Consider the following 20936-nt stretch of genomic DNA (forward strand, 5'->3'; position numbering starts at 1 on the left):
GCTGCAAGATTTTTACTATTAAATACGCTAAAATCCCCGCATTATTTTTTAAGTAGTACAAAAAATGTTTGAATTAAAATACAACACCCCCTTTGAATGGACCGAAGCGGTTTTAGCCGACTTTAATACGTTTTTACAAGACCACGCTGCTGCTGAGAAAAAGGCATCGGGCATGGCTATTTCTATGCTGTCTCATTACCCAGACAAACGTAAACTGGTAAAAGCCATGACCGATTTAGCGCTTGAGGAGTTAATCCACTTTAAACAAGTGCTTAAACTGCTTATTGAACGCGATACTAATTTAGGTGATGACAAAAAAGATCCATACATAAAACAAATACGCGCTTTATTTAGACATGGCCGTGATGGATTTTTAATGGATAGATTACTGGTTGGCGGCGTTATTGAAGCCCGCGGCCACGAGCGCTTTTCATTGGTTGCTCAAGCATTACCAGAGGGTAAAGAAAAAGACTTTTATGTGGCGATTGCTAAATCAGAAGAAAAACATAAAAACTTATTTGTAGAGTTAGCGTACGAATACTTTGATAAAGAAGAAGTTGATGTTCGTTTAGAAGAGCTACTAGTCGCTGAAGCTGAAATTTGTAAAAACATTCCTTTTACTGCCGCACTGCATTAATACTTTTGGCACAAAGCACTGCTTTGTGCCTTCTCTCCTAACTTCATTTGCATTTTGCAAATCAAAATACTAAAGCCGCCTGTGCTTATATCTCCAACCATTTTAATTTATTGAATTTAAAGATAAATATTTGCTGGTCTTAAACTTGCTCTGTTAATTCAACGCATACTTGAGGACACGCATATGTTTAAAGCCATTATTTTTGTAATATTTTTTTTACCGTGCTGTGTATACGCCAAGCAAAGCAATTTAAATTACATAGAAAACGCCAATGGCGATAGAGTAAAAAAAGTATCCCACTTAGTTAAGTGGACCCATACTCGCTTTGTATTTAACCGCGATATAGCACGTGTTGCGCTAGGCCACGAAACCACACTCGATGTAAACGTAGTAAACGGGCGCGAGCTGTTAATTTTAGCTAAAAAGTTGGGCCGCACCTCTATGATGGTGTGGTATGACGACAACACATCAGAAACATTTTTACTAGGCGTGACCGAAGACTACAGTGTACTTGAAAATGCCCTTAACGATATTCACCCTAACTTAGCGCTCACCATCGCACCTGATAGACACGCAGTAGTTCTACGCGGCGAAGTACCTACGCTTAATTATCGCCATGCAGCCCACGAAGCAGCAAAAAACTATTTATATGCAAGTAGCTCGCAATCGGCGCAACCTGTTATTACCTCTGCGCCTAACCAAGGAATGTTTAATTCTTTAGCGCAGCGTTTACAGGGCATGGGTAATTTAAACAATGGCTTAGCACAAAGCTCAAGTAAAGTAGCGATTATTAACCTTATTAAAGTTACGCAAGCGCCAAAGCCTAAGGAAGCGCGCATAGCGCAGGTGTTAAAATCGATGGGGGCTGACAAAGTAACTGTAAAACGTATTTCGGTTGATGAGTTATCAAACGATGATAACGATGTGTTTATGCTCAGCGGCACAGTTAAAAATCAAATTGAACTGGTGCGTTTGTTAAATACCATCAATAAATTATTTGAACCAGAGCAAGCAAGCCAAGCACCCACTTCGGCACTAGATCCAAACGGGCTTATCAATAGCACAACGCAAAACGAAACAAGCGCTATTGAAGTACTCGCAAATGAGTCTGGCGGCTTATTAAATGGCGATTCTGGCCTGACTTTAAGCAATGTAAATTCAAACGTAGCGCGGGCTACTTTGCTTTCGGTGGCTAAAGGTAAAGTGCTCTCAAGCATTGAAGTAGAAGACTTACCTCAAGTGAGGGTGTCGGTGCAGCTTTATGAAGTTAATCAGCGCCGCTTAAAGCAATGGCGTCCAGATATTAGTGTGCTTTCGAATGGGTATAACAACGAGCAAGGTTTATTTGGCCTAGAAGGCATGAATGCCCGTGAGTCTGGCTCAGCATCAATAGAAAACGCACTGCAATTAATTGGCGGACAATTAACAAATAACTTGCAGTTATCAACCTCGCAATTTGCCATTGATATGTTGTTTTCTTTGCTAGAGCAAGAGGGAATTTCAAGAACGCTTTCGCGACCTACACTTACCGTACTTGCAGGCGAAAGCGCGGTATTTAAAGTAGGCGGCGAAGTACCAGTACCTACAAGCTATAGCCCATCTGGCGTTACCAGCGGGCAACAAGGTAACAGCGGTTCAGTGTTTAGTGGTACTGAGTTTAAATCGTTCGGCGTTGAGCTCAATGTACGTGCTTTAGTGGATGACAAAGACCGCATAACCCTTGATTTAAATCCGGTTATTTCATTGCCAGACACCACACTCACAGCAGAAATAGCACAAAGCACCGGCAGCAGTTTAAACAGCAGTGCATTTAATACGCGCAGCATGCAAACATCTACCCGTTTACAAGATGGGCAACCTTTAATTATTGGTGGCTTAATTAGTACAGATAACAACGCTAGTCACGACTTTGTACCCGATGCAAACGGCGAGAGCCTGTTTGGTAAATTAAGCGAAACAACCAGTAAAAGCGAAAACAACCGCGAGTTGATTATTGTGGTTACCCCTAATTTAGTCCGCGAGCCGGTTAATAATTTACGCGTATGGCAAACAGTTGATTTAGATAGCCAAATGGCCAGTTTTATACAGGAGCAAGGGTTATGAGAATAATATATATCGTTATTTTACTGAGTGTATCGGGCTGCGCACATATAGATTATGCGCCCAGTGTAAACCCACATACTGCAATCAGTGATATTGTTACTAAGTATGCACTAAACAGCAGTGATTTAACTTGTGAAGGGGCAAGCGCGGTTAATTGTTTAGCCTTAGTGCATGAGCTTAACCAGTTAATGCTTGAGCACCCAAACAATAAGGTTATTTTATCTGTATCAGCTTATGCGCTGTATAAAAGCGGACGTGCTAATCAGGCGCAATCGTTAATAAACAAGCTTCTTAATTTACCTAATCCACCTTTAAACGCGCTATCTTTAGGTATTAACTTGGCTATTGAGCAAGGTAATTTAGCCAAAGCAAAACAAATTGCCCAATACGCTATTGATGAATTTGGTACTGAGGCTTCACCGTATTTACAAATGGCGTCTATTTATTATGCGCAAGGGTATTATGTTATTGCAGCTAACTATTTAGAGCTTGCCTATAAATTTGGCACGCATAAAAGCCATTATTACTATCACAAAGGGCTAATAGCTGAGGCGACACCTGATAACGCATTGGCGTGTCATTATTTTAATGAGGCAATAGGTTATGATGCGCAGCACAGCCAAGCCACAGCGCGCTACGCGAAACTTTTGGTACTTGGTAATTGTGAAAGTTAAGGCCGCAAGGCCTTTTTATTTTATAAAACTGCGCACTCCTTAGTTAAACCCGCTCATAAAAAGTAAAAATAACGTACCTACCTAAACAATTAAAATAGCCTTACTCGGCGTTGTTTAAACCTATCTCGCTTTGTGAATAATCCCAACTAATTGCTCGTCTCTCTTACTTTTAAAAGCTTTGTATAAATGAGTTAACAGCTTGCCTTTTAATTAATCTCTGCTTGCGTTTTAACGCACTTTAATAATGATTTGCAAAATGCGAATCATAACAAGGATAAGCAAAGCATATTTTAAATAATAAAATTAAACTGTTGATTTTTAATGATTTAATTAATGGCACGGTCCTCGCTATATATAAAGTGGGCATAAGCTCTAACACATTTAAGGTGATCATTATGAAAACTATGAAAAGCAACTTAAACGGTAAAAAACAACAAGGCTTTGTACTTACTTCTGAGCTAATTATACTTTCAACTTCTATGGTGGCAGCGCTGGTAATTGGTTTATCAACCTTACGAGACTCTGTAACCAGCGAGCTTGAAGATGTAGCAGAAGCAATTGGCTCGTTAGATCAAAGCTATGTATTTGATGGCATGATCAACGCCGAAGGCACTGCAGAAATTTCAGGCTCTGGCTATGTTGATGCCGTAGATGTTTACGCAGGTGATGGTAGCTCGTTTACTTTTGTTGCCTCTGACTTTAGTGAAAGTGCTGCACTTATTAATGCAACGCCAAGCGGCGATGCTGCAACACGTACAGCAGCAGGTGGTTCACAAGGTAATTAAAATTATAACTACCTAAATCACACTGCCACAACCGTGTGGCAGTGAAATTTGTCAGGAGGAAATTATGAAAAGTAAAAATAATAAAGGGGCGACTACCGCTGCACTCACCTTACTTATCACCTCTGGCATGTTGGCCTCAGCGCTTGGCATCAGACAAGTAAACGAACAAGACTTAGTTACTGCCTGGGTGGTAAATAAAAATATGTCGGCGGGGCAAGTAGTGAGTGTGCACGACATTGTCCAAAAAGATGTAAACCCCAGTAACTATGCAAATATGGCGCTAAGTATACAAAATCCCCGCGCCTTTATTGGTAAGCAATTAGCCACTAATAAAATGGGTGAACAACCACTATTTGAAACAGATTTTATGCAGGTTAAAAGCCAAAATTTATCAGAGGCGATCCCCGCAGGCAGAGTACTTTATACATTAAAATTAACCACTTTAGATATTCCATTATCGCGGGTGCACAAAGGCGACCGCTTAGATATTGTTGCTAAAACAAACCGGCTTGTAAGAACCGTTGCGCGCGATGTGCAGCTTATTGGTATTTCAAAAGGTCCTGGCAGTAAAGCACAAAAAAATGGCGTCATGGACAGCCTAGCAAAAAAAGAGCCAGCAACCAGCGCGGGTGTGTCATTAGTGTTGGCTGTACTTCCTAAAGATGTGTATTCGTTAGCCGCAATTGATACCCAAGATAAGGTATCGATAATTGTGCACAGCGCTTATGACATTGAACAAGGGCGCTTACAAAATTTCTCCCAATTACAAACTAGTCGAACAATTCAAGTGGTTAAAGGCGTTAAAAACCAAGCTGTTTATGTAGCTAAGTGAGGCGCTATGTTTAATTTATCAAGTAAACCAGAGTTTGTAGAAACCAATTTAAATACCTTTGAATCACTTAAAAAAATTCTCCACGATGCAGTAATTGAAGAATACGAGCAAGACCCAAGTGCTTTACTGAATGATGCGCTGCTTGAAAAAATATCTGCCCTTTGCAGTGATATTGACGAATTTGCACAATCATCATTTAACAGCCATCAACAAGCTCAAGTAGTACAAGCCGTTTACGACGAAATACAAGGTTTAGGACCAATAGCGCAATTTATGCTGGATGACCAAGTAAGCGATATTTTAATTAACGATACGCAAAATATTTGGATAGATAAGCAAGGTAAATTGCTATGTACAGCCAGTAAGTTTGACGATGAACGTCACTTGCGTCGTTTTGTTGATAGATTACTTGATAGTTGCGCTCGACAAGTCAACGCTCTGAATCCCATTGTAGATGGCAAACTAAAAGATGGCAGCAGGGTACATATTGTAGTGCCACCGGCATGCACCAGTGCTGCTATTGTTTCGATTAGAAAATTTAACCACAAAAAAATTAACGATGATTTTTTAATCGACAATAAGTTTTTAAGCAAAAGCTGCCTCACTTTTTTAAAAACCGCGGTGGCCTTAGGGGTTAATATTTTAGTGTGTGGTAATGCTGGCGCAGGCAAAACTACTTTGTTAAATGTACTGGCTAATTCAATAAATACCAACGAGCGGGTAGTAACTATAGAAGAAAGTGCAGAGCTAAATTTGCACCATAATCATGTTGTGCAGTTAGAGGCGCACGACACCAACAGCGATGGCAAAGGCGCCGTTACCCTGCGTGATTTAGTAAAAGCGGCACTAAGAATGCGCGCCGATAGAATACTTGTAGGCGAAGTACGCGCTGGTGAAGTAATAGACATGCTGCAAGCCATGAACTGCGGTCACCAAGGCTCAATGACCACCGTACATGCTAATAGTGCAAGCGATGCGGTAACCCGATTATCAACGCTAGTGCAATTACATAACGCGCAGCTAAACGATACCCACACCAGCGCATTAATCGCATCAAGCATTCAGTTAATTGTGCATGTTTCTCGAAATACAAACGGTGTAAGAACCCTAAAAAGTATTGGCGAAATAAAGCGAGTAGACGCACGTGCGCAATACTCTGCGCTGTATAGCGTAAGTGATACCGAGCAAGTAAATGATAAGGCAATTAGTACCTCAAGCGTGGTGAGCTTTATGCAAAGCCAAGGTGCCAACGCAAACGAAATAAGTGCATTACTGCAACCGGCCAGGGAGCGTAATTATGAATAAGCTTGATTACTTACTGGCCATAGCAAGTGTTATGTCATTTACTTTAGCACTGAGTGTTTTTATAACACTTAAAGTAAAAACACACGCTGCAAATACTAAGCACGAGGTCGATGTACTTGAAGAAAAAGACATTATCACAGTGTCACTGCGGGTACTTGGGATTAACATCAGTAATGCTTTATTTATAAGCGTTGCTTGCTCGCTTGCCACCAGTACTTGGTATGTTGCACAGTATTTTTACCCTCAAGCAACTACGAGTGCATTAATCGTTTCTTTGGTTGTATTTATAACCTGCTTTATTGTGATTATTGATTTAGCGCACTATAAATTAGCCAAGTTTGAGCACTTATTTTTAGAGTACATAGAAACCGTACAATCGTGTTTAAGTACTGGGCTTTCACTTGTTCAGGCTATGCAATTTGCCGACGAACACGCCGATAAATACATTAAACCGCAAAGTCATTTATTACTGCAGCGCTTAAATATGGGCAGTGATATACAAAGCTCGTTTGCCCCTTTAATTAAACGCTACAACTGTGAAACCGTGCGGTTATTTGCACATAGCATAATTACTCATACACAAAGCCAGTGCGATTTAACTGACATGCTTAAAAGTGTATGCAAAATGATGTCGTTAAGAACGCTAGATCGCCAGCAGCTCAAAGCTAAGCTTTCTGGTACTAAATACGCTGCGCTGTTTAGTGGCGTTTTACCCTACGCTTTAGTGCCTTTATTTAATTACACCGATCCAACCTGGTTCGATCCGCTGTTAAATAACCCCAATGGCATGGCCTTTATTACCGTTGCGGTGCTTTGCCAGTTATTTGGCTTTTTATGGCTTCGCCTAAGCTTGAGGGTAACGCTATGATAGACCTATTTTTATTTGTTGGCTTATTGGTAAGTATGGGTGCATTTATCCATATTCAAAAGCAGTCATTAAAGGCTGAGGTTCAGCAATCTATCAAAACCAATATAAATTGGTATCCATTAATTGTTATTTCAAAAAGCCAATTTAGACAAGCAGGGTATCAGTTAAATAAAATTTTATTGAGCATGTACTGCTTTAAAATGGCCGCCACATTTTGTGCTTATACTGCCATAGAGATCACTGGTTATGTATTAAGTACACCGCTTGTAGCCATTATCTGTTTTATTAGCTTTTTTGCGCCTGATATGTGGTTTTTATTTAAAAAAGGCCAGCGTAAAGTACAAATAAACAATAGCTTAGAGTTTTTTTTAAGTGTGCTGTTAGTGTATATGCGCGCTGGCTTTTCGCTAGAGCGCGCATTTGCTTTAGCGGTTGATCACGGGTTAAGTAAAAAACACCCTTTATATAAAGAGCTTAAACTATTTTTGTTTGAGCTCAGTGCCGGTAAAGACCGTGAAACAGCCTTTAATTCGTTATATGACAGAACAGGGGTTTCGGGTTTAAAAAAATTAGCTAATTTAATGCTTATTGGCTCTAAGCTTGGCACCCCGTTAATACAGGCGGTTGAGTCACAGTTAGAAAGCTTGGCGCTTAAAAAAAATATTTTATTAGCTAAAAAAGTAAATAAAAAAGCACTGCATACCACCTTTCCCATTATCTTAATTTGTTTTCCTATGTTTTTAGTACTGGTGTTTTTTCCTGCGGCGCTGCAGGTAATGAATGTACTAAAAATGCTGGTTGAAGTGCTATAGGAGCGCTCTATGAATAAACAATACCAACAGGGCTACATACTCACTATTGAGCTGATTTTAATTATTACCATTTTAATTATTGGCTCAATTGGTGGTGTTATTTTAGTGCGCGATGCACTTATTAAGCGCTATCACACAAAAGTAGATAACCAAATAACAGTGGTTGATGCTAATAACACCCCTTTAGGTATCGCCATTGGGTTTGACGAGCACCAAGCGCCTTTAATTTTTTACACAGACCGCCAAGCAAATGCAACATATCGCGCTTTAATTGGGATACGCGATGACAGGTTCACCTCACGAGAAGCCATTTATTACGATGCGCCTAACTGCCAAGGCAACCCGTGTATAAAAAGTTTAAGTGATGAGTTTTCAGATAGTTTAGGAGTTAGTAACACCGCTAATAGTGGCAATGTAAGTTATATCAATGCGCTACAGCAAGGCCCTAATTATGCCATTGGGCAATTAAGTAACTCCGTAATGGGGCAATTACTAAAAAGTACAGCATTAGCGTGCCCCGCAACAGGTGACGAAATTGTATCGCGCTATATGTCTCAAAAGGTAATTACTGGTAACCCATGCGAAAGCTTTTCAATTGCTAAACAACAAGCCGATAGTAGTTGTTTGGTTGGTGTAACTGCACTTGGTAATCCGTTACTAGGCATAGACAGTCAGCAATTATCGCAGTCGTGCAATAGTTGCCAAACAGGGTATGAGCCGCAAGGCGATATTCTTGATTTATATTTGCCACAAGTTGAAGTGTTATTAGGAACCGCGCTTGATGCACTGTCGCTCATAGGTGTAGCAAGCAGTGTAGATGTAGAGCTAGGCAGTATTTGCTGCCCCCAAGGTACGCAACTAGAAGAAGATGAAAATATAGTAGAAACACTGGTATTTACAATTTTAGAAACAACCTTTGAGCTGCTAGGTATCGATTTAATAAATAACGACATAATTATTCAAACGCTGGCCCTTATTGGCATAGAGCCTGGCGTAACTTACTGCGAGGCTTCGCTCAATTTAACCTCGGCAGAGCCGGTGTTAAATGCACAAGGCGAACCTGCTTTAAATAACTTACTTCCGCCATTTAGAGTAAAACTTCCATCACATACAAGTGCTAACAGCACGCGTTGGATTTCTACACCGCCGAAAGGTGAAGGAGTGCGCCCATGAACAGCTCATATGCAAATAATATAAATGAATTTAACAACACACAAATAGATGAAATAAAAAAAGAAATAACCGAAACGCTGACCCTAATGAAGCAGTTTTATGATGTTTCTATTGTTAAATTCGTTGATCATAATGCCTTGTATACGCAACAAATTATTAGCTGCGATGACCCATACAAAGCCGACAGTGAATTAAATAGCTTGGCACAAACGTGCACACAAGAAAAACTCTACATAATTGAAGACACCTTATTTGACCCACTAACAAAAGGGCGCTGCCAACAGGTACGCTTTTACTCTCAATATCCCATTTATAATTTAGATAACAGCTTAATTGGCGTACTGATCATTGCCGATATTTCACCTAAAACACTTATTGGCTCTCAAAAAGAACAATTTGTATCTTTTGCGCAATTACTGCAAACCCAGCTTAATAAGCATTTTACCCCAACTAAGGCAATTAAACCGAGTGAGACAAAATCACTAAATCGATTTGTTCACTTATTTAGCTTAGCGCCGGTGGCCTTTTTAATTGCGCTGGTTATTTGCTCGTTCTCGGCTTTGCTTTTATATACGTTAGATAAAAAAGACAAAAAAAGTGCCTATGCCATACAAACTCAGCAGTTAAGGCAAACGCTGTTTGATGCATTAGAGCGTTTTGACAACCAAGCACTTTATATTACTCAAAAAGATAAAATTGTCGCAGGCTTTTTAAAAAGCCAACAAAGTTATACTCAGCAACAATTAAGTGATTTAGTAAAAACGCAGGTATCAAGCAGTTTAACGTATAAAGGTTTTGTTGTATTTGATAATGACTATAAACAACTTGCCATATGGTCTAAAAACAACTTTGATTTAGCAGCTTATGGCTTTACTAATTGGCTAAACGCATTTTCAATGCGAGCAAATAAACAATCAGTAGAGGTATTTACGGTAGCCGATACAGCGTTTTTAATTTCAGAAATAAACATGGGTAATAGCGCTATTTATACACTCACAGCCTTTGATTTAAGTAAGTTTTTAAATGCCATAATAGGTAAGCTAAATACGCAAAATTATAATTTATTTATATCAACCCCTCAGTTTATATTAGGAAGTAGGGGGGAGCTAAATGTTAAAACTATCCCTAACAGCATAAGCGCAGCAAGTAGCCGTTTTCCTGCTACGTGGCGCTTGCATGTGCAACCCATTAAACCGATAACGCCTGCTAATGTATCTAGGTTCGACTTATTTAAACTGGCATTAATTAGCTTAGCTATATTTGCATTTGTTTATTATTTTTTACGTTTACCAAGGCGCTTACATGACGAAATTAAACAAAAAAATACCCTTATACTTAATAGAGAATCGCTGTTTTCAAGCTCGCTTGATGCGCTGCCGCATGGCTTTGCCATTTTTAATAGTAACGAATTTCCGGTAATAACTAATCAGGCATTTAACGAATTGTTTTCTCATGTTATTCAAAACAATAAGCAATTAAGTTACAGCCAAATAATGAGTATTTCTCAACAAAATAATATTATTACCCATTATCAAGAACATAATAAATTAGCTAATGAACATAGCCAATTAATAGATATAGGATTTAGCGACGGCCGCTGGATCACCGTTGTGCAAAGGCATACCGACTTTGGTGGCTTTGTTTGTTACTTTAGAGATGAAACACAAGCGCATCAAAAAGAGTTATTACTTGCCCAAGTAGTAGAAAAATCTAAGCAAGCTAACCAGCTCAAAGATAAATTTGTAGCACGCTTAGCAATGCAATTAAAAGCGCCACTTAGTTCACTGCAATCCATAGTAGAGCTTAATTATAAAAACAGTAAAGGCAATTTTAACAATGAGTTAGAAAATGCATGCACACAGTTAAGTTGTGTTGTGCAGCAATTAGTTAATATAAATAAAACCGATACCGGTAAATTAAAGCTTAAAATGAGCGCTATTAATTTATCTGACTTACTTAAAAATACGGCCGATATTCTTAATAAAGACTCTGATGATAAAAATATAATTATTAATAACAATGTGCCCATAGATAAAGGCATAAGCAGTGATGAAAAACTGATTATGCAATTAATTATTCAGCTGGCTAGTGAGCTTATAGAAAGTACACATCAAGGTAAATTGTCGTTAAATTCTGAGCTAATTAACGAGCAAGGTAAACATTATTTGTCGCTGGGTTTTTCTATAAATAACTTAGCAAATCAGGGGAGTTTTTATAGTCAGTTACAAATGGTATGCAAACAACAGTCTTTTGAAAGTGATATTAATTTTGATGCTACATTAGAGCTGCGGTTTTTTCTCTCAATTTTTAAAATGCTCGGCGGTAAAAATATTACTGTGAACGAGCGCGGTAAAACAACATCTATTAATTTATCGTTATTAGTTAACATCGTAGAATTGTTACCCGTAAGTGCAAACAAGCAAGAACCCATTACTGTAACTACAACGCATACAGAATTTAACAACACCAAATCGTTGTTATTAGTTGATGATGAACCGCTCGTAGAAATGGTTATTAAAGCCATGCTGAAAGATGAAAACGTAGCAATAGATTATGCAAGTAATGCAATAGAAGCTATGTTGATGGTGTCGCAAAATAATTACGATATTATTTTAATGGATATTGTTATGCCAGAACTCTCGGGCACTGACGCGATGCTTAAAATAAAAAAACATAACGCAGACAAGCAAACCAAAATTATTGCCCACACTTCAGATTCTGACACAAATAGTAATGCAAAGTATGTTGAACTTGGGTTTGACGACATGCTTGAAAAACCAGTAAAGCAGCAAGTATTAATTAATAAAATTAAGCATTTGCTAAGCTAGTCCAAATTAAACAATATAAAACTGTAAAATACACAGGGCCTATTATTTTTAATAGGCCCAAACTGGCAGTAATTATTTCATGTAGCTGCTACTTTATTTCATAATTTTAAAAATGAAGGTTACTTTAGACTCTTTATATTTTACTCTTTTCGCTTAACTCAAAATAAATCCTACTTACTATTAATAGCCGCAGACCGCATTTTAAAACGCTCTCAGGTTTTTGTAATTATTAAAGCATCAAAAAAAATATTTTAAAAACAAGCTGGGATGATAATTGCTCATCACTATACATACACAGGTTTAGGCTAAATTTTAAATATTGATGAGGATGTTAAGTATGAGTAAAACACAAACCATTACCGTTGAAGGCCACAAAATAGCGTATCAAGAAATGGGCGAGGGCACACCTCTACTATTATTACATGGTATTCCGACTAACAAATCGCTATGGCGAAATGTTATGCCAACACTGAGTGAGCAACATCGTGTTATTGCACCTGATTTACTCAATTACGGCGAATCGGATATGCCAAAAAATACCGATGTATCAATTAATGCCCAGTGCAAAATAATCAGTCAATTTATGGATGAGCTAGGTATTGCTAAAGCAAACATTGCCTCTCATGATATAGGTGGCGGAATAGCACAACTCATGGCGGTAAATTACCCAGAAAAAGTAAACAGCTTAATATTAATTGATAGTGTTTGCTTTGATTCTTGGCCAATACCCGAGTTTGAACCTTTGCTTGAGCCTGGTGTAGAGCAAGAAACATCGGTTGATGAGTTTGTTGATACGCTAAATGATTTTATGCCAAAAGGTGTATACGATAAAAGCATAATGACCGATGAGCTGAAAAAACAGTATTTAAAGCAATGGAGTAATGAGCAAGGTAAAGCAGCGTTATTTAATAATATGCGCCGACTTAATAAAGAGTACACACAAGCAATTGCCGGTGAGCTTAAAAGCTTAAAGCATGAAACCCTCATTTTATGGGGTGATGAAGATAACTTTCAAAAACCTAAATATGCACCTCAGTTAGCTCAAACCTTACCAAATGCAACACTAACTTGGATAGAAAAAGCAGGGCACTGGGTTATAGATGAAAAACCAGAACGAGTAACTTCGTTAATGGGTGAATTTTTGGCTGATAAAAAGTTTTAAAACACCTTAGTTTTAAAGGCCTAGTTAGCCACTTTGGCTAACATGTATATAAAACCATGCCGTTTGAGCTGTATTAATTTTTATAAATTAGTTACTCAAACGGCTTTTTTATTTTCATCTATTTTTTTGTATTTAACCATTTAAGTAAAGTCGCTATTAATTGCTCAATATTCACACATTAAAAGTGTGCGTATACGCTTTATATTAGGGTGATTACGCATAGAAAAAAATAAAGCAGCCAATTTAACATAATACATGCAGGTATATAAAAACCCCTTTATTCGCTAGGTCTACAACTGACGTTACTACGTTGAATATAAGGCGAGGGTAACTGTATACTCGCGACTTTTATTAGTAATACCAAAAGCCTAAGACGATATTATTGTATTTATAAACAATTAGTTAGATACATATTGCTGTAATAATGTACTGCTAATTTTTACCCTCATTTAATTGAGGATAAAACAATGAAGACAATAATAAAGGCATCAATAGTACTTACAGGTTTATGTTTTGCGCACAGTGCAAGTGCAGACAATTGTTTACAAGGTTGCCCAACAGGTTTAGATAATGGTAATACAATTGAGCGAAGTATTTATACTTTAAAAAATAATCGTTATACAAAGTTTGCAGATTGGGTGGCTTACCATGTTACGACTAGCACTATGAGTGGACCATCGAGAAGCAGAAGTTGGAAAGCCGATCCAGATTTATATTCTCACTATACAAAGGGCGTGCCTGTCTTTCAGGATTAAATTTGTTCGAACTAGGGGCTATTTAATCGCGGCACGAGTTTTGTAACCTAGTGGGCTAAGTAAAAATCGAGTAACAAAGAGTAAATCGCCCCTAGAAAGAACCTTACCAGGCAACGCGTGTTTGGTATTTATGCGGCGTTATCGCCAATTTATGTGGAATAACCACACTACATAGGCTCTGCCTTGCCTAAAAACCAAACACACTGTTGCAAATTCAATCTCGAATGACTGGCACGCCCTTAAACCTAGTGATTACACCGATGCATATGCAACAATAAATACCGATATAGGCCATCAAGTTCCATTAGCATCTTTTAGCAATACGGCTGATTGGAAACTAACAAACTTACTTTCTAATATTACGCCGCAATCATCCGCATTAAATCAAGGCCCATGGGTTAGGCTTGAATCTGCAGTGCGAAATCACGTAGGAAATGGAAATGATTTATATGTAGTAACAGGTCCATTATACGAATATTATTTTGCAGAGTTACCACAAGCTAACGAAGCCCATACGATTCCAAGTGGCTATTTTAAAATTGTTATGCAGCAAACTGGTAGCACAATTAAAGCATCGGCATTTATTATGGAGCAAACAGCAAATCGCAGTGATAACTTTTGTAATACCGAGGTAAGTATTGATGAAGTTGAATCGCGCTCGGGTATAAATGTAATGCCAAACTTATCGTATAACAGTGCACAAACAATTGAATCATCAATGTATGGTTTAAGGTCTGAACTAGGTTGTAACTAAGCCATATTATTTTTGCGTTAGGCCTTAGGTTTTGAAGAACTTAAATCTAAGGCTTTAAATTAAACCTGATATGAGTCGCAAAAAATCTTGTAGCAATAAGTTAGCTTTAAATAAAATGATAGAAACGAAAATTACAAAATTTGAGCCTGTTTAAAAAAGGTAATTAATTTTTATAAAGGGAATATAGAGGCAGCTATATGGAATTTGTAATTGCTAGGCTTTATAAGATTGAAATACTAAATAAACATTAGCGAAAATATCGGTGTAAAATGTAGTGCGTAAGTGTTGTTAAAAGTTACTGTACATAACAATTTGAACGGTTAACTGAAAGACCAACTTTAAAAGACTATTACAAAACACAAGAAATAGGGGTTTAAACGTAAATAATAGAAGCTACTTACTCTGATTATGTATTAATTTACCTTATTTAACATAATATAAATTATAGGTAGTTATCTATATTATAATAAGGAGTGCGTATTACACTCCTACTATGTCCAATACTAGACGGTATCGGACATTAGGCTTATTTTTACCAAGCTATACCAAGCTATACCAAGCCTTACTTTGCTAAGTGCTTTTAGTTTATTTCTGGTCATTACGCTTTTATTATCCATTACACTTAAAACTTTACTAACTATATTACTTACAAAGAACTTTAAGCATTGGCTACTTTAAAATTTTTACCACAGCAGTTTTTGCTTTGCTATTTTCATCAACGTTCTTTCAGTTCGGCGCTCTTTTATTAAAGCGCTATTTAAAACGTTTTATGAAAAGGCTAAATTTATTAAAACTTTATTGGTATTTTAAATGAGCCTGTTAATTTTCTTTATTTGAAAAATAAAGGCTCATTCAGTCAGTTATTATCCGTAGATTTTAAAAAGCTAGCTAAACAACCTTAGCTAATCCATACTTAAAATACGTTCTGCTGTGTATTCGTTAGTAATTAAACCGCTGATCATATTCGATCTAACTGCACCAAGTATCGCAAGTACTTTATCTTCACCGGCGGCTATAGCGTAAATTTGTTTATTACCTTCAATTTTTAATGGCGTACTGGCAACACGTTGGTTTACAGTGCAGTCAATTAATTGGCCGCGTTTGTCGTAAACCCAGCTGATCATTTCGCCCACAGCCCCTAAACTTTGTAGCTCTTTTAGCTCTTGCTCATCAACAAAGCCATCAATATGCAATGGCGATTTTTCGCCTAGGCTACCTACACCCACAAACGTTACGTCGGCTTGGGTGGCCAATTTTAAGTTACTGGTAATATTATGTTGTGAATGCAATTGCTGTTTTTCTTCAACACTTCTTGGTAATACAGGAAGCGGCATTGGGTAATGCTTTGCATTTATATGCTCGGCCATTCTAACGACTACATCATAAGGTGAAGCCGACCCATCAAGTGCCATGTTACCTAGCATCGCCACTACTTTGTGTTGGCTACAATCTAGCGTTGGCAGTTCATCAACGCATGCACGTAATACGCGCCCAGTACCCATAGCTAAAATTTTCGGTGTTTCTGATTTTAAATGGCGTTGTATTTCAGCAGCACCGGCTTGCGCTAAACCCACTGTTGAGTTTGGATCTGAGCCATCGCTAGGCACTACTTCACAAGAGTCTAAGCCAAAACGGCTTTTGATTTTTTCTGCTAAATCCATACATTTAGCAATAGGATGATCGAGCCTTACTTTGATAAGCCCTTGGCTTACAGATAATGCCACCATACGTTGAGCCGATTGACGAGATACATTGAGCTTTTTGGCAATTTCGTCTTGTGTTTTACCCGCAACATAATAGAGCCACCCTGCTCTAGCTGCATCATCGAGCTTACGTATTTCTGTATTTGATAGCTTTGCCACATAAACCTCTTATTTTGATAAGCCGCTTAGTTTTAGCGATAATCATTTTATAATATTTGCAAATATATCATTCATTTATAAAATGCCGAAGTGTCACATTAATTTAATAACCAATACTTTAGGTAAATTTGCTATTCTTAAAGTATTGGCTTAAAACGGCGGATTAAACTGTTGGGTTTTTAATCGTTAAACCATTTTTATCAAATCTATGTACCTTGTGCTCAGGTGCACTTAAATAAATTGTATCGCCATATTGTAGTGGGCAATCACCATCTGCTTTTACCGTAACCGTACTGCCATCGTTAATAGTTACATGTAAAAAGCTTTCAGAACCTAAATGCTCGATTACGCCTACAGTACCTTGCCAAGTTCCTGACTCAGTTGAAATTTCAAAGTGCTCAGGACGTACTCCCAAACTGTGCGTTTGTGCATGGCTATCGTTATCTACTTCAATAAAGTTCATTTTTGGTGAACCAATAAAGCCTGCTACAAATTTATTTACCGGGTGCTGATAAAGCTCAAGTGGCGTACCGACTTGCTCAATAATCCCCCCATTAAATACCGCAATTCTGTCTGCCATTGTCATCGCTTCAACTTGGTCATGTGTTACATAAATCATTGTTGTAGCTAAGCTTTTGTGTAGTTCAGAAATTTCTAAGCGCATATTTACACGAAGTGATGCATCTAAATTTGAAAGCGGTTCGTCAAACAAAAAAGCCGACGGTTGCCTAACAATTGCGCGCCCTATTGCTACACGTTGGCGTTGCCCGCCCGATAATTGCCCTGGTTTACGGTCTAAGTAATCAGTTAAATTAAGTATTTTAGCGGCATTTTCTATTTTACTTTCAATTTCAGCAGGGCTTACTTTTGCGCGTTTTAGTGGAAACGCAATGTTATTGCGTACACTCATGTGTGGGTACAAAGCGTACGACTGAAATACCATAGCTAAACCACGTTTTGCCGGTGGCGTCTGTGTGGCATCTTGGCCATCAATCTCAATTGTGCCGCTGGTTGTGTCTTCCAATCCGGCAATCATACGTAGTAATGTTGATTTACCACAACCCGATGGCCCTACAAATACAATAAATTCGCCGTCTTTTATCTCTAAATCAAGCGGTTTAATTACGTTAACTTCATCAAAACTTTTAGTTACTTTTTTTAGTGTGATGCTGCCCATGTGTGTTCTCCTACTTTACTGCGCCAAAGCTTAAGCCGCGCACTAATTGTTTTTGACTAAACCAACCAAGAATTAATATTGGCACAATGGCCATGGCAGAAGCTGCCGACAACTTGGCGTAAAATAACCCTTCTGGGCTTGAGTAACTGGCAATAAATGCCGTTAGTGGTGCGGCATTCGCAGCGGTTAAAATGAGTGTCCAAAATGCTTCGTTCCATGCCAAAATTACGTTTAACAGTAATGTTGAGGCTATGCCGGGTAATGCGATTGGCAGTAATACATGAAATATTTCTTCGCCAATAGTTGCACCATCCATTCGTGACGCCTCTAAAATTTCACCCGGAATTTCTCTAAAGTAGGTGTATAACATCCATACCATAATCGGTAAGTTTATTAAGGTCATAACAATAACTAAGCCCAGTTTTGTATCTAATAAGGCAAAGTCTCTAAAGAGTAAATAAATAGGAATTAACACCCCTACCGGTGGTAGCATTTTTGTAGAAAGCATCCACATAAGTAGGTTTTTAGTTTTTTTCGTTTGCACAAACGCCATTGACCACGCGGCTGGTACGGCTATTAATAAGCCCAATAAACTTGAACCGAGTGATATAACCACCGAGTTCCAAAAGTGATCAAAATACGGCGAGCGGGCTAACACATCTTGATAGTTTTCCAGTGTCCAATCAAAAGCAAATAACGCTGGTGTGGCTGATATTGCTTCTGCTTCGGTTTTAAAACTGGTGATTAATGTCCATAAAATTGGGAAAAATATCATCCCACTGATGGTCCATGCTGCCAGGGTATAAATTAGTTTTGATTTTTTATTTGCTGCACTAGCCATGATTAACCCTCTAAGTTTTTACCAATAAGGCGCATTAAAAATATGGCTACAATATTGGCAATAATTACTGCAACTATGCCCCCTGCTGAGCCCCCGCCTACATCAAATTGTAATAACGATTGGGTGTAAATTAAGTAAGTAATATTGGTGGATGCATACCCAGGCCCGCCACTGGTTGTCACTAAAATTTCTGCAAAAATAGACAGTAAAAATATAGTTTCAATTAAAATAACAGCGGTAACAGCGCGTGATAAATGCGGCAGCACGATGTAAAAAAACTTACTAAAAGGCCCTGCACCATCTAAATCTGCAGCTTCGAGTTGTTCGCGGTCAAGGGATTGAATTGCCGTGAGTAATATCAACGCTGCAAACGGTAACCACTGCCAAGAAACAATAATAATGATTGAAAACAAAGGCATTTGCGCAAAAAAGTCGATAGGTTCAAACCCGAGCCAAATTGCAAAGTGTGCAAATAATCCATTTACAGGGTTCATAAACATGTTTTTCCACACCAAAGCCGATACGGTTGGCATAACAAAAAATGGGGCGAGAACCATAATACGAACATAGTTTCGCCCCCATATTGCTTGGTCGAGGAGAACAGCTAAACCGATACCACCACAAATTGTGATAGCTAATACACCCGTTACTAAATAAAGGGTATTAAAAAAGGATTCAACAAACGCGGGATCTGTTAAAAAAAACTCGTAGTTTAAAAAGCCTACAAATTCGCGTTCACCAGGAATAAGTAAGTTGTAATCTACAAACGAGAAATAGAGTGTCATGCACAGCGGCACTATCATCCATCCTAGTAATAAAATTACACTAGGAAATAGCATTATGCGTGCAAGCGTACGAGACTGTGTAGTTGCCATATCAGTGACCTTCAAAAAGTCAGCATTAACCTTAGCAACAACGACAAACGGCTACTAGATAACATGCTAATGCTGACGAAAAATACGAGGTAAGCGTTAAACTTACCCGCCTACTTATTTATTTATTTTGGGTAGCGTGCTTTACGCATTGTGCGCTCAACTAGGCGTTGTGATGTGTTAAGCGCTTGCTCAACAGTCATTTGCCCAGTAAGTGCAGCGGAAAACTGCTGCCCAACAGCAGTGCCAATTCCTTGAAATTCAGGGATAGCAACAAACTGAATGCCAACATAAGGCACGGGTTTAACAGTAGGGTTTTTCGGGTCAGCCGAATTAATAGAATCAAGCGTTATTTGTGCAAACGGTGCTGCATTCATGTATTGCTCGTTTTCATAAAGTGATGCGCGAGTACCCGGCGGTACTTTTGCCCAGCCTTTGTTATCGGCAACTAATTGGCTGTACTCTTTTGATGTAGCCCAGCTAATAAATTTCATTGCAGCATCAGATTTTTTACTGCTAGAAGGAATTGCAAGTGTCCATGACCATAGCCAATTACCGCGTTTACCTAAGCCATTATCTGGTGCAAGTGCAAAGCCTACTTTATCAGCGACTTCAGAATCTTTTTTATTGGTTACAAATGCGCCAGCAACCGTTGCATCAATCCAAATACCACATTTACCCGTTTGAAATAACGCTAGGTTTTCGTTAAACCCATTCGCTGACGAACCCGCAGGACCAGACTCTTTCATAACATCTACATAGTACTGGAGTGTGGCTTTCCACTCAGGGGTGTTAAATTGTGGTTTCCAATTTTCATCAAACCAGCGAGCGCCAAACGAATTTGCCATTGAAGTAATTAAAGCAACATTTTCGCCCCAACCTGCTTTACCACGTAAGCAAAAGCCATAAACACCTTCATCTTTATTGGTCATCGCTTTTGCAGCTTTTTGAATAAAGCTCCACGTAGGCGCGTTTGGCATTTCTAGGCCGGCTTTTTCCATTAGGTCTGTACGGTACATAACCATAGAGCTTTCGCCATAAAATGGGGCCGCGTATAATTTGTTATCTATGGTTAAACCACTGCGAATAGCCGGTAGTAAGTCATCAACGTCGTAATTTTCACCTAGGTTATCAAGCTCAGTTAGCCAGTTTTGTTTACCCCAAATTGGCACTTCATATGTGCCAATTGTCATTACGTCGTATTGGCCGCCTTTTGTGGCAACATCGGTTGTTACACGTTGACGTAAAATATTTTCTTCTAGTGTTACCCATTTTAATGAAATATCTGGGTTTTGTTCTTCAAAATGATTGCTTAGCTCTTTCATGGTGATCATGTCACCATTATTAACAGTGGCAATGGTTATGGTTTCTTTAGCGGCTACGTTAATAGCCATAACTGAACACGCGAGCATTAATAATTTAGTTTTCATCGGGTTAACCCTCATAAATATGTTAAATGACGCTTAAAAAATAACTGTAAAGCGCCTTAGTAAATA

General features: G+C 38.4%; 17 protein-coding genes and 1 pseudogene. 13 read left to right on the forward strand and 5 right to left on the reverse strand.

Going from position 1 to position 20936, the window contains the following annotated elements:
• The first annotated feature begins 64 nt into the window (after positions 1 to 64).
• The 13 genes and pseudogenes from MTF64_RS17545 to MTF64_RS17605 all read left to right on the forward strand — a co-directional run.
• Complete coding sequence (locus MTF64_RS17545; protein ID WP_024033616.1) at positions 65 to 637, forward strand: tRNA-(ms[2]io[6]A)-hydroxylase; 573 nt, start codon at positions 65 to 67, stop codon at positions 635 to 637.
• Positions 638 to 820: 183 nt separating this feature from the next.
• Positions 821 to 2740: a pilus assembly protein N-terminal domain-containing protein gene (locus MTF64_RS17550; RefSeq protein WP_248452153.1), complete on the forward strand. Its 1920-nt coding sequence runs from the start codon at positions 821 to 823 to the stop codon at positions 2738 to 2740.
• Positions 2737 to 3414, forward strand: a complete 678-nt coding sequence (locus MTF64_RS17555) for a hypothetical protein (RefSeq protein WP_248452155.1) — start codon at positions 2737 to 2739, stop codon at positions 3412 to 3414. The genes MTF64_RS17550 and MTF64_RS17555 overlap by 4 nt, the downstream gene beginning before the upstream one ends.
• Positions 3415 to 3809: 395 nt before the next feature.
• Positions 3810 to 4199 carry a hypothetical protein gene (locus tag MTF64_RS17560; protein WP_024033620.1) on the forward strand — a complete coding sequence of 130 codons (390 nt, stop codon included), beginning with the start codon at positions 3810 to 3812 and terminating at the stop codon, positions 4197 to 4199.
• A gap of 64 nt (positions 4200 to 4263) precedes the next feature.
• Complete coding sequence (locus MTF64_RS17565; RefSeq protein WP_248452156.1) at positions 4264 to 5031, forward strand: hypothetical protein; 768 nt, start codon at positions 4264 to 4266, stop codon at positions 5029 to 5031.
• A 6-nt stretch (positions 5032 to 5037) separates the two neighbouring features.
• Positions 5038 to 6336, forward strand: coding sequence for an ATPase, T2SS/T4P/T4SS family (locus MTF64_RS17570; RefSeq protein ID WP_248452157.1), 1299 nt, complete (start codon positions 5038 to 5040; stop codon positions 6334 to 6336).
• A complete protein-coding gene (locus tag MTF64_RS17575; RefSeq protein ID WP_248452158.1) occupies positions 6329 to 7204 on the forward strand; it encodes a type II secretion system F family protein in 876 nt (291 codons plus the stop codon). The genes MTF64_RS17570 and MTF64_RS17575 overlap by 8 nt, the downstream gene beginning before the upstream one ends.
• Positions 7201 to 8016, forward strand: a complete 816-nt coding sequence (locus MTF64_RS17580; protein ID WP_248452160.1) for a type II secretion system F family protein — start codon at positions 7201 to 7203, stop codon at positions 8014 to 8016. Before MTF64_RS17575 ends, MTF64_RS17580 begins: the two co-directional genes overlap by 4 nt.
• A gap of 9 nt (positions 8017 to 8025) precedes the next feature.
• A complete protein-coding gene (locus MTF64_RS17585; protein WP_248452161.1) occupies positions 8026 to 9189 on the forward strand; it encodes a hypothetical protein in 1164 nt (387 codons plus the stop codon).
• Positions 9186 to 12017: a response regulator gene (locus MTF64_RS17590; protein WP_248452169.1), complete on the forward strand. Its 2832-nt coding sequence runs from the start codon at positions 9186 to 9188 to the stop codon at positions 12015 to 12017. The genes MTF64_RS17585 and MTF64_RS17590 overlap by 4 nt, the downstream gene beginning before the upstream one ends.
• A gap of 337 nt (positions 12018 to 12354) precedes the next feature.
• A complete protein-coding gene (locus MTF64_RS17595) occupies positions 12355 to 13179 on the forward strand; it encodes an alpha/beta hydrolase (protein ID WP_154944449.1) in 825 nt (274 codons plus the stop codon).
• A 467-nt stretch (positions 13180 to 13646) separates the two neighbouring features.
• Positions 13647 to 13934 (forward strand): DNA/RNA non-specific endonuclease, encoded by a 288-nt coding sequence (locus tag MTF64_RS17600; RefSeq protein ID WP_248452170.1) that lies wholly within the window; start codon positions 13647 to 13649, stop codon positions 13932 to 13934.
• Between the two features lie 238 nt (positions 13935 to 14172).
• Positions 14173 to 14688, forward strand: a pseudogene (locus tag MTF64_RS17605) (DNA/RNA non-specific endonuclease); the annotation flags it as partial.
• Between the two features lie 902 nt (positions 14689 to 15590).
• Here MTF64_RS17605 and MTF64_RS17610 read toward each other — a convergent pair.
• From MTF64_RS17610 to MTF64_RS17630, 5 genes are all read right to left on the reverse strand, one after another.
• A complete protein-coding gene (locus MTF64_RS17610) occupies positions 15591 to 16550 on the reverse strand; it encodes a sugar-binding transcriptional regulator (RefSeq protein ID WP_064385369.1) in 960 nt (319 codons plus the stop codon).
• 163 nt (positions 16551 to 16713) lie between these two features.
• Positions 16714 to 17727 carry a sn-glycerol-3-phosphate ABC transporter ATP-binding protein UgpC gene (gene ugpC / locus MTF64_RS17615; protein WP_121637477.1) on the reverse strand — a complete coding sequence of 338 codons (1014 nt, stop codon included), beginning with the start codon at positions 17725 to 17727 and terminating at the stop codon, positions 16714 to 16716.
• Positions 17728 to 17737: 10 nt separating this feature from the next.
• On the reverse strand, positions 17738 to 18568 hold the full coding sequence (locus tag MTF64_RS17620) for a carbohydrate ABC transporter permease (RefSeq protein WP_004586533.1): 831 nt from the start codon (positions 18566 to 18568) through the stop codon (positions 17738 to 17740).
• Positions 18569 to 18570: 2 nt separating this feature from the next.
• Complete coding sequence (locus tag MTF64_RS17625) at positions 18571 to 19443, reverse strand: sugar ABC transporter permease (RefSeq protein ID WP_024033631.1); 873 nt, start codon at positions 19441 to 19443, stop codon at positions 18571 to 18573.
• Positions 19444 to 19565: 122 nt separating this feature from the next.
• A complete protein-coding gene (locus MTF64_RS17630; protein ID WP_248452171.1) occupies positions 19566 to 20870 on the reverse strand; it encodes a sugar ABC transporter substrate-binding protein in 1305 nt (434 codons plus the stop codon).
• Positions 20871 to 20936: the final 66 nt, after the last annotated feature.

Origin of the sequence: Pseudoalteromonas sp. 2CM41L, from assembly GCF_023161905.1 — a bacterium.
Lineage (GTDB): Bacteria > Pseudomonadota > Gammaproteobacteria > Enterobacterales > Alteromonadaceae > Pseudoalteromonas > Pseudoalteromonas atlantica.

What these genes read in the sequence shown, in the direction of transcription:
- MTF64_RS17600 (WP_248452170.1), top strand. Translation starts at nt 13,647, where the DNA reads ATGAAGACAATAATAAAGGCATCAATAGTACTTACAGGTTTATGTTTT.
- MTF64_RS17575 (WP_248452158.1), top strand. Translation starts at nt 6,329, where the DNA reads ATGAATAAGCTTGATTACTTACTGGCCATAGCAAGTGTTATGTCATTT.
- MTF64_RS17620 (WP_004586533.1), bottom strand. Translation starts at nt 18,568, where the DNA reads ATGGCTAGTGCAGCAAATAAAAAATCAAAACTAATTTATACCCTGGCA.
- MTF64_RS17560 (WP_024033620.1), top strand. Translation starts at nt 3,810, where the DNA reads ATGAAAACTATGAAAAGCAACTTAAACGGTAAAAAACAACAAGGCTTT.
- MTF64_RS17625 (WP_024033631.1), bottom strand. Translation starts at nt 19,443, where the DNA reads ATGGCAACTACACAGTCTCGTACGCTTGCACGCATAATGCTATTTCCT.
- MTF64_RS17630 (WP_248452171.1), bottom strand. Translation starts at nt 20,870, where the DNA reads ATGAAAACTAAATTATTAATGCTCGCGTGTTCAGTTATGGCTATTAAC.
- MTF64_RS17565 (WP_248452156.1), top strand. Translation starts at nt 4,264, where the DNA reads ATGAAAAGTAAAAATAATAAAGGGGCGACTACCGCTGCACTCACCTTA.
- MTF64_RS17570 (WP_248452157.1), top strand. Translation starts at nt 5,038, where the DNA reads ATGTTTAATTTATCAAGTAAACCAGAGTTTGTAGAAACCAATTTAAAT.
- MTF64_RS17555 (WP_248452155.1), top strand. Translation starts at nt 2,737, where the DNA reads ATGAGAATAATATATATCGTTATTTTACTGAGTGTATCGGGCTGCGCA.
- MTF64_RS17585 (WP_248452161.1), top strand. Translation starts at nt 8,026, where the DNA reads ATGAATAAACAATACCAACAGGGCTACATACTCACTATTGAGCTGATT.
- ugpC (WP_121637477.1), bottom strand. Translation starts at nt 17,727, where the DNA reads ATGGGCAGCATCACACTAAAAAAAGTAACTAAAAGTTTTGATGAAGTT.
- MTF64_RS17545 (WP_024033616.1), top strand. Translation starts at nt 65, where the DNA reads ATGTTTGAATTAAAATACAACACCCCCTTTGAATGGACCGAAGCGGTT.
- MTF64_RS17580 (WP_248452160.1), top strand. Translation starts at nt 7,201, where the DNA reads ATGATAGACCTATTTTTATTTGTTGGCTTATTGGTAAGTATGGGTGCA.
- MTF64_RS17590 (WP_248452169.1), top strand. Translation starts at nt 9,186, where the DNA reads ATGAACAGCTCATATGCAAATAATATAAATGAATTTAACAACACACAA.
- MTF64_RS17550 (WP_248452153.1), top strand. Translation starts at nt 821, where the DNA reads ATGTTTAAAGCCATTATTTTTGTAATATTTTTTTTACCGTGCTGTGTA.
- MTF64_RS17595 (WP_154944449.1), top strand. Translation starts at nt 12,355, where the DNA reads ATGAGTAAAACACAAACCATTACCGTTGAAGGCCACAAAATAGCGTAT.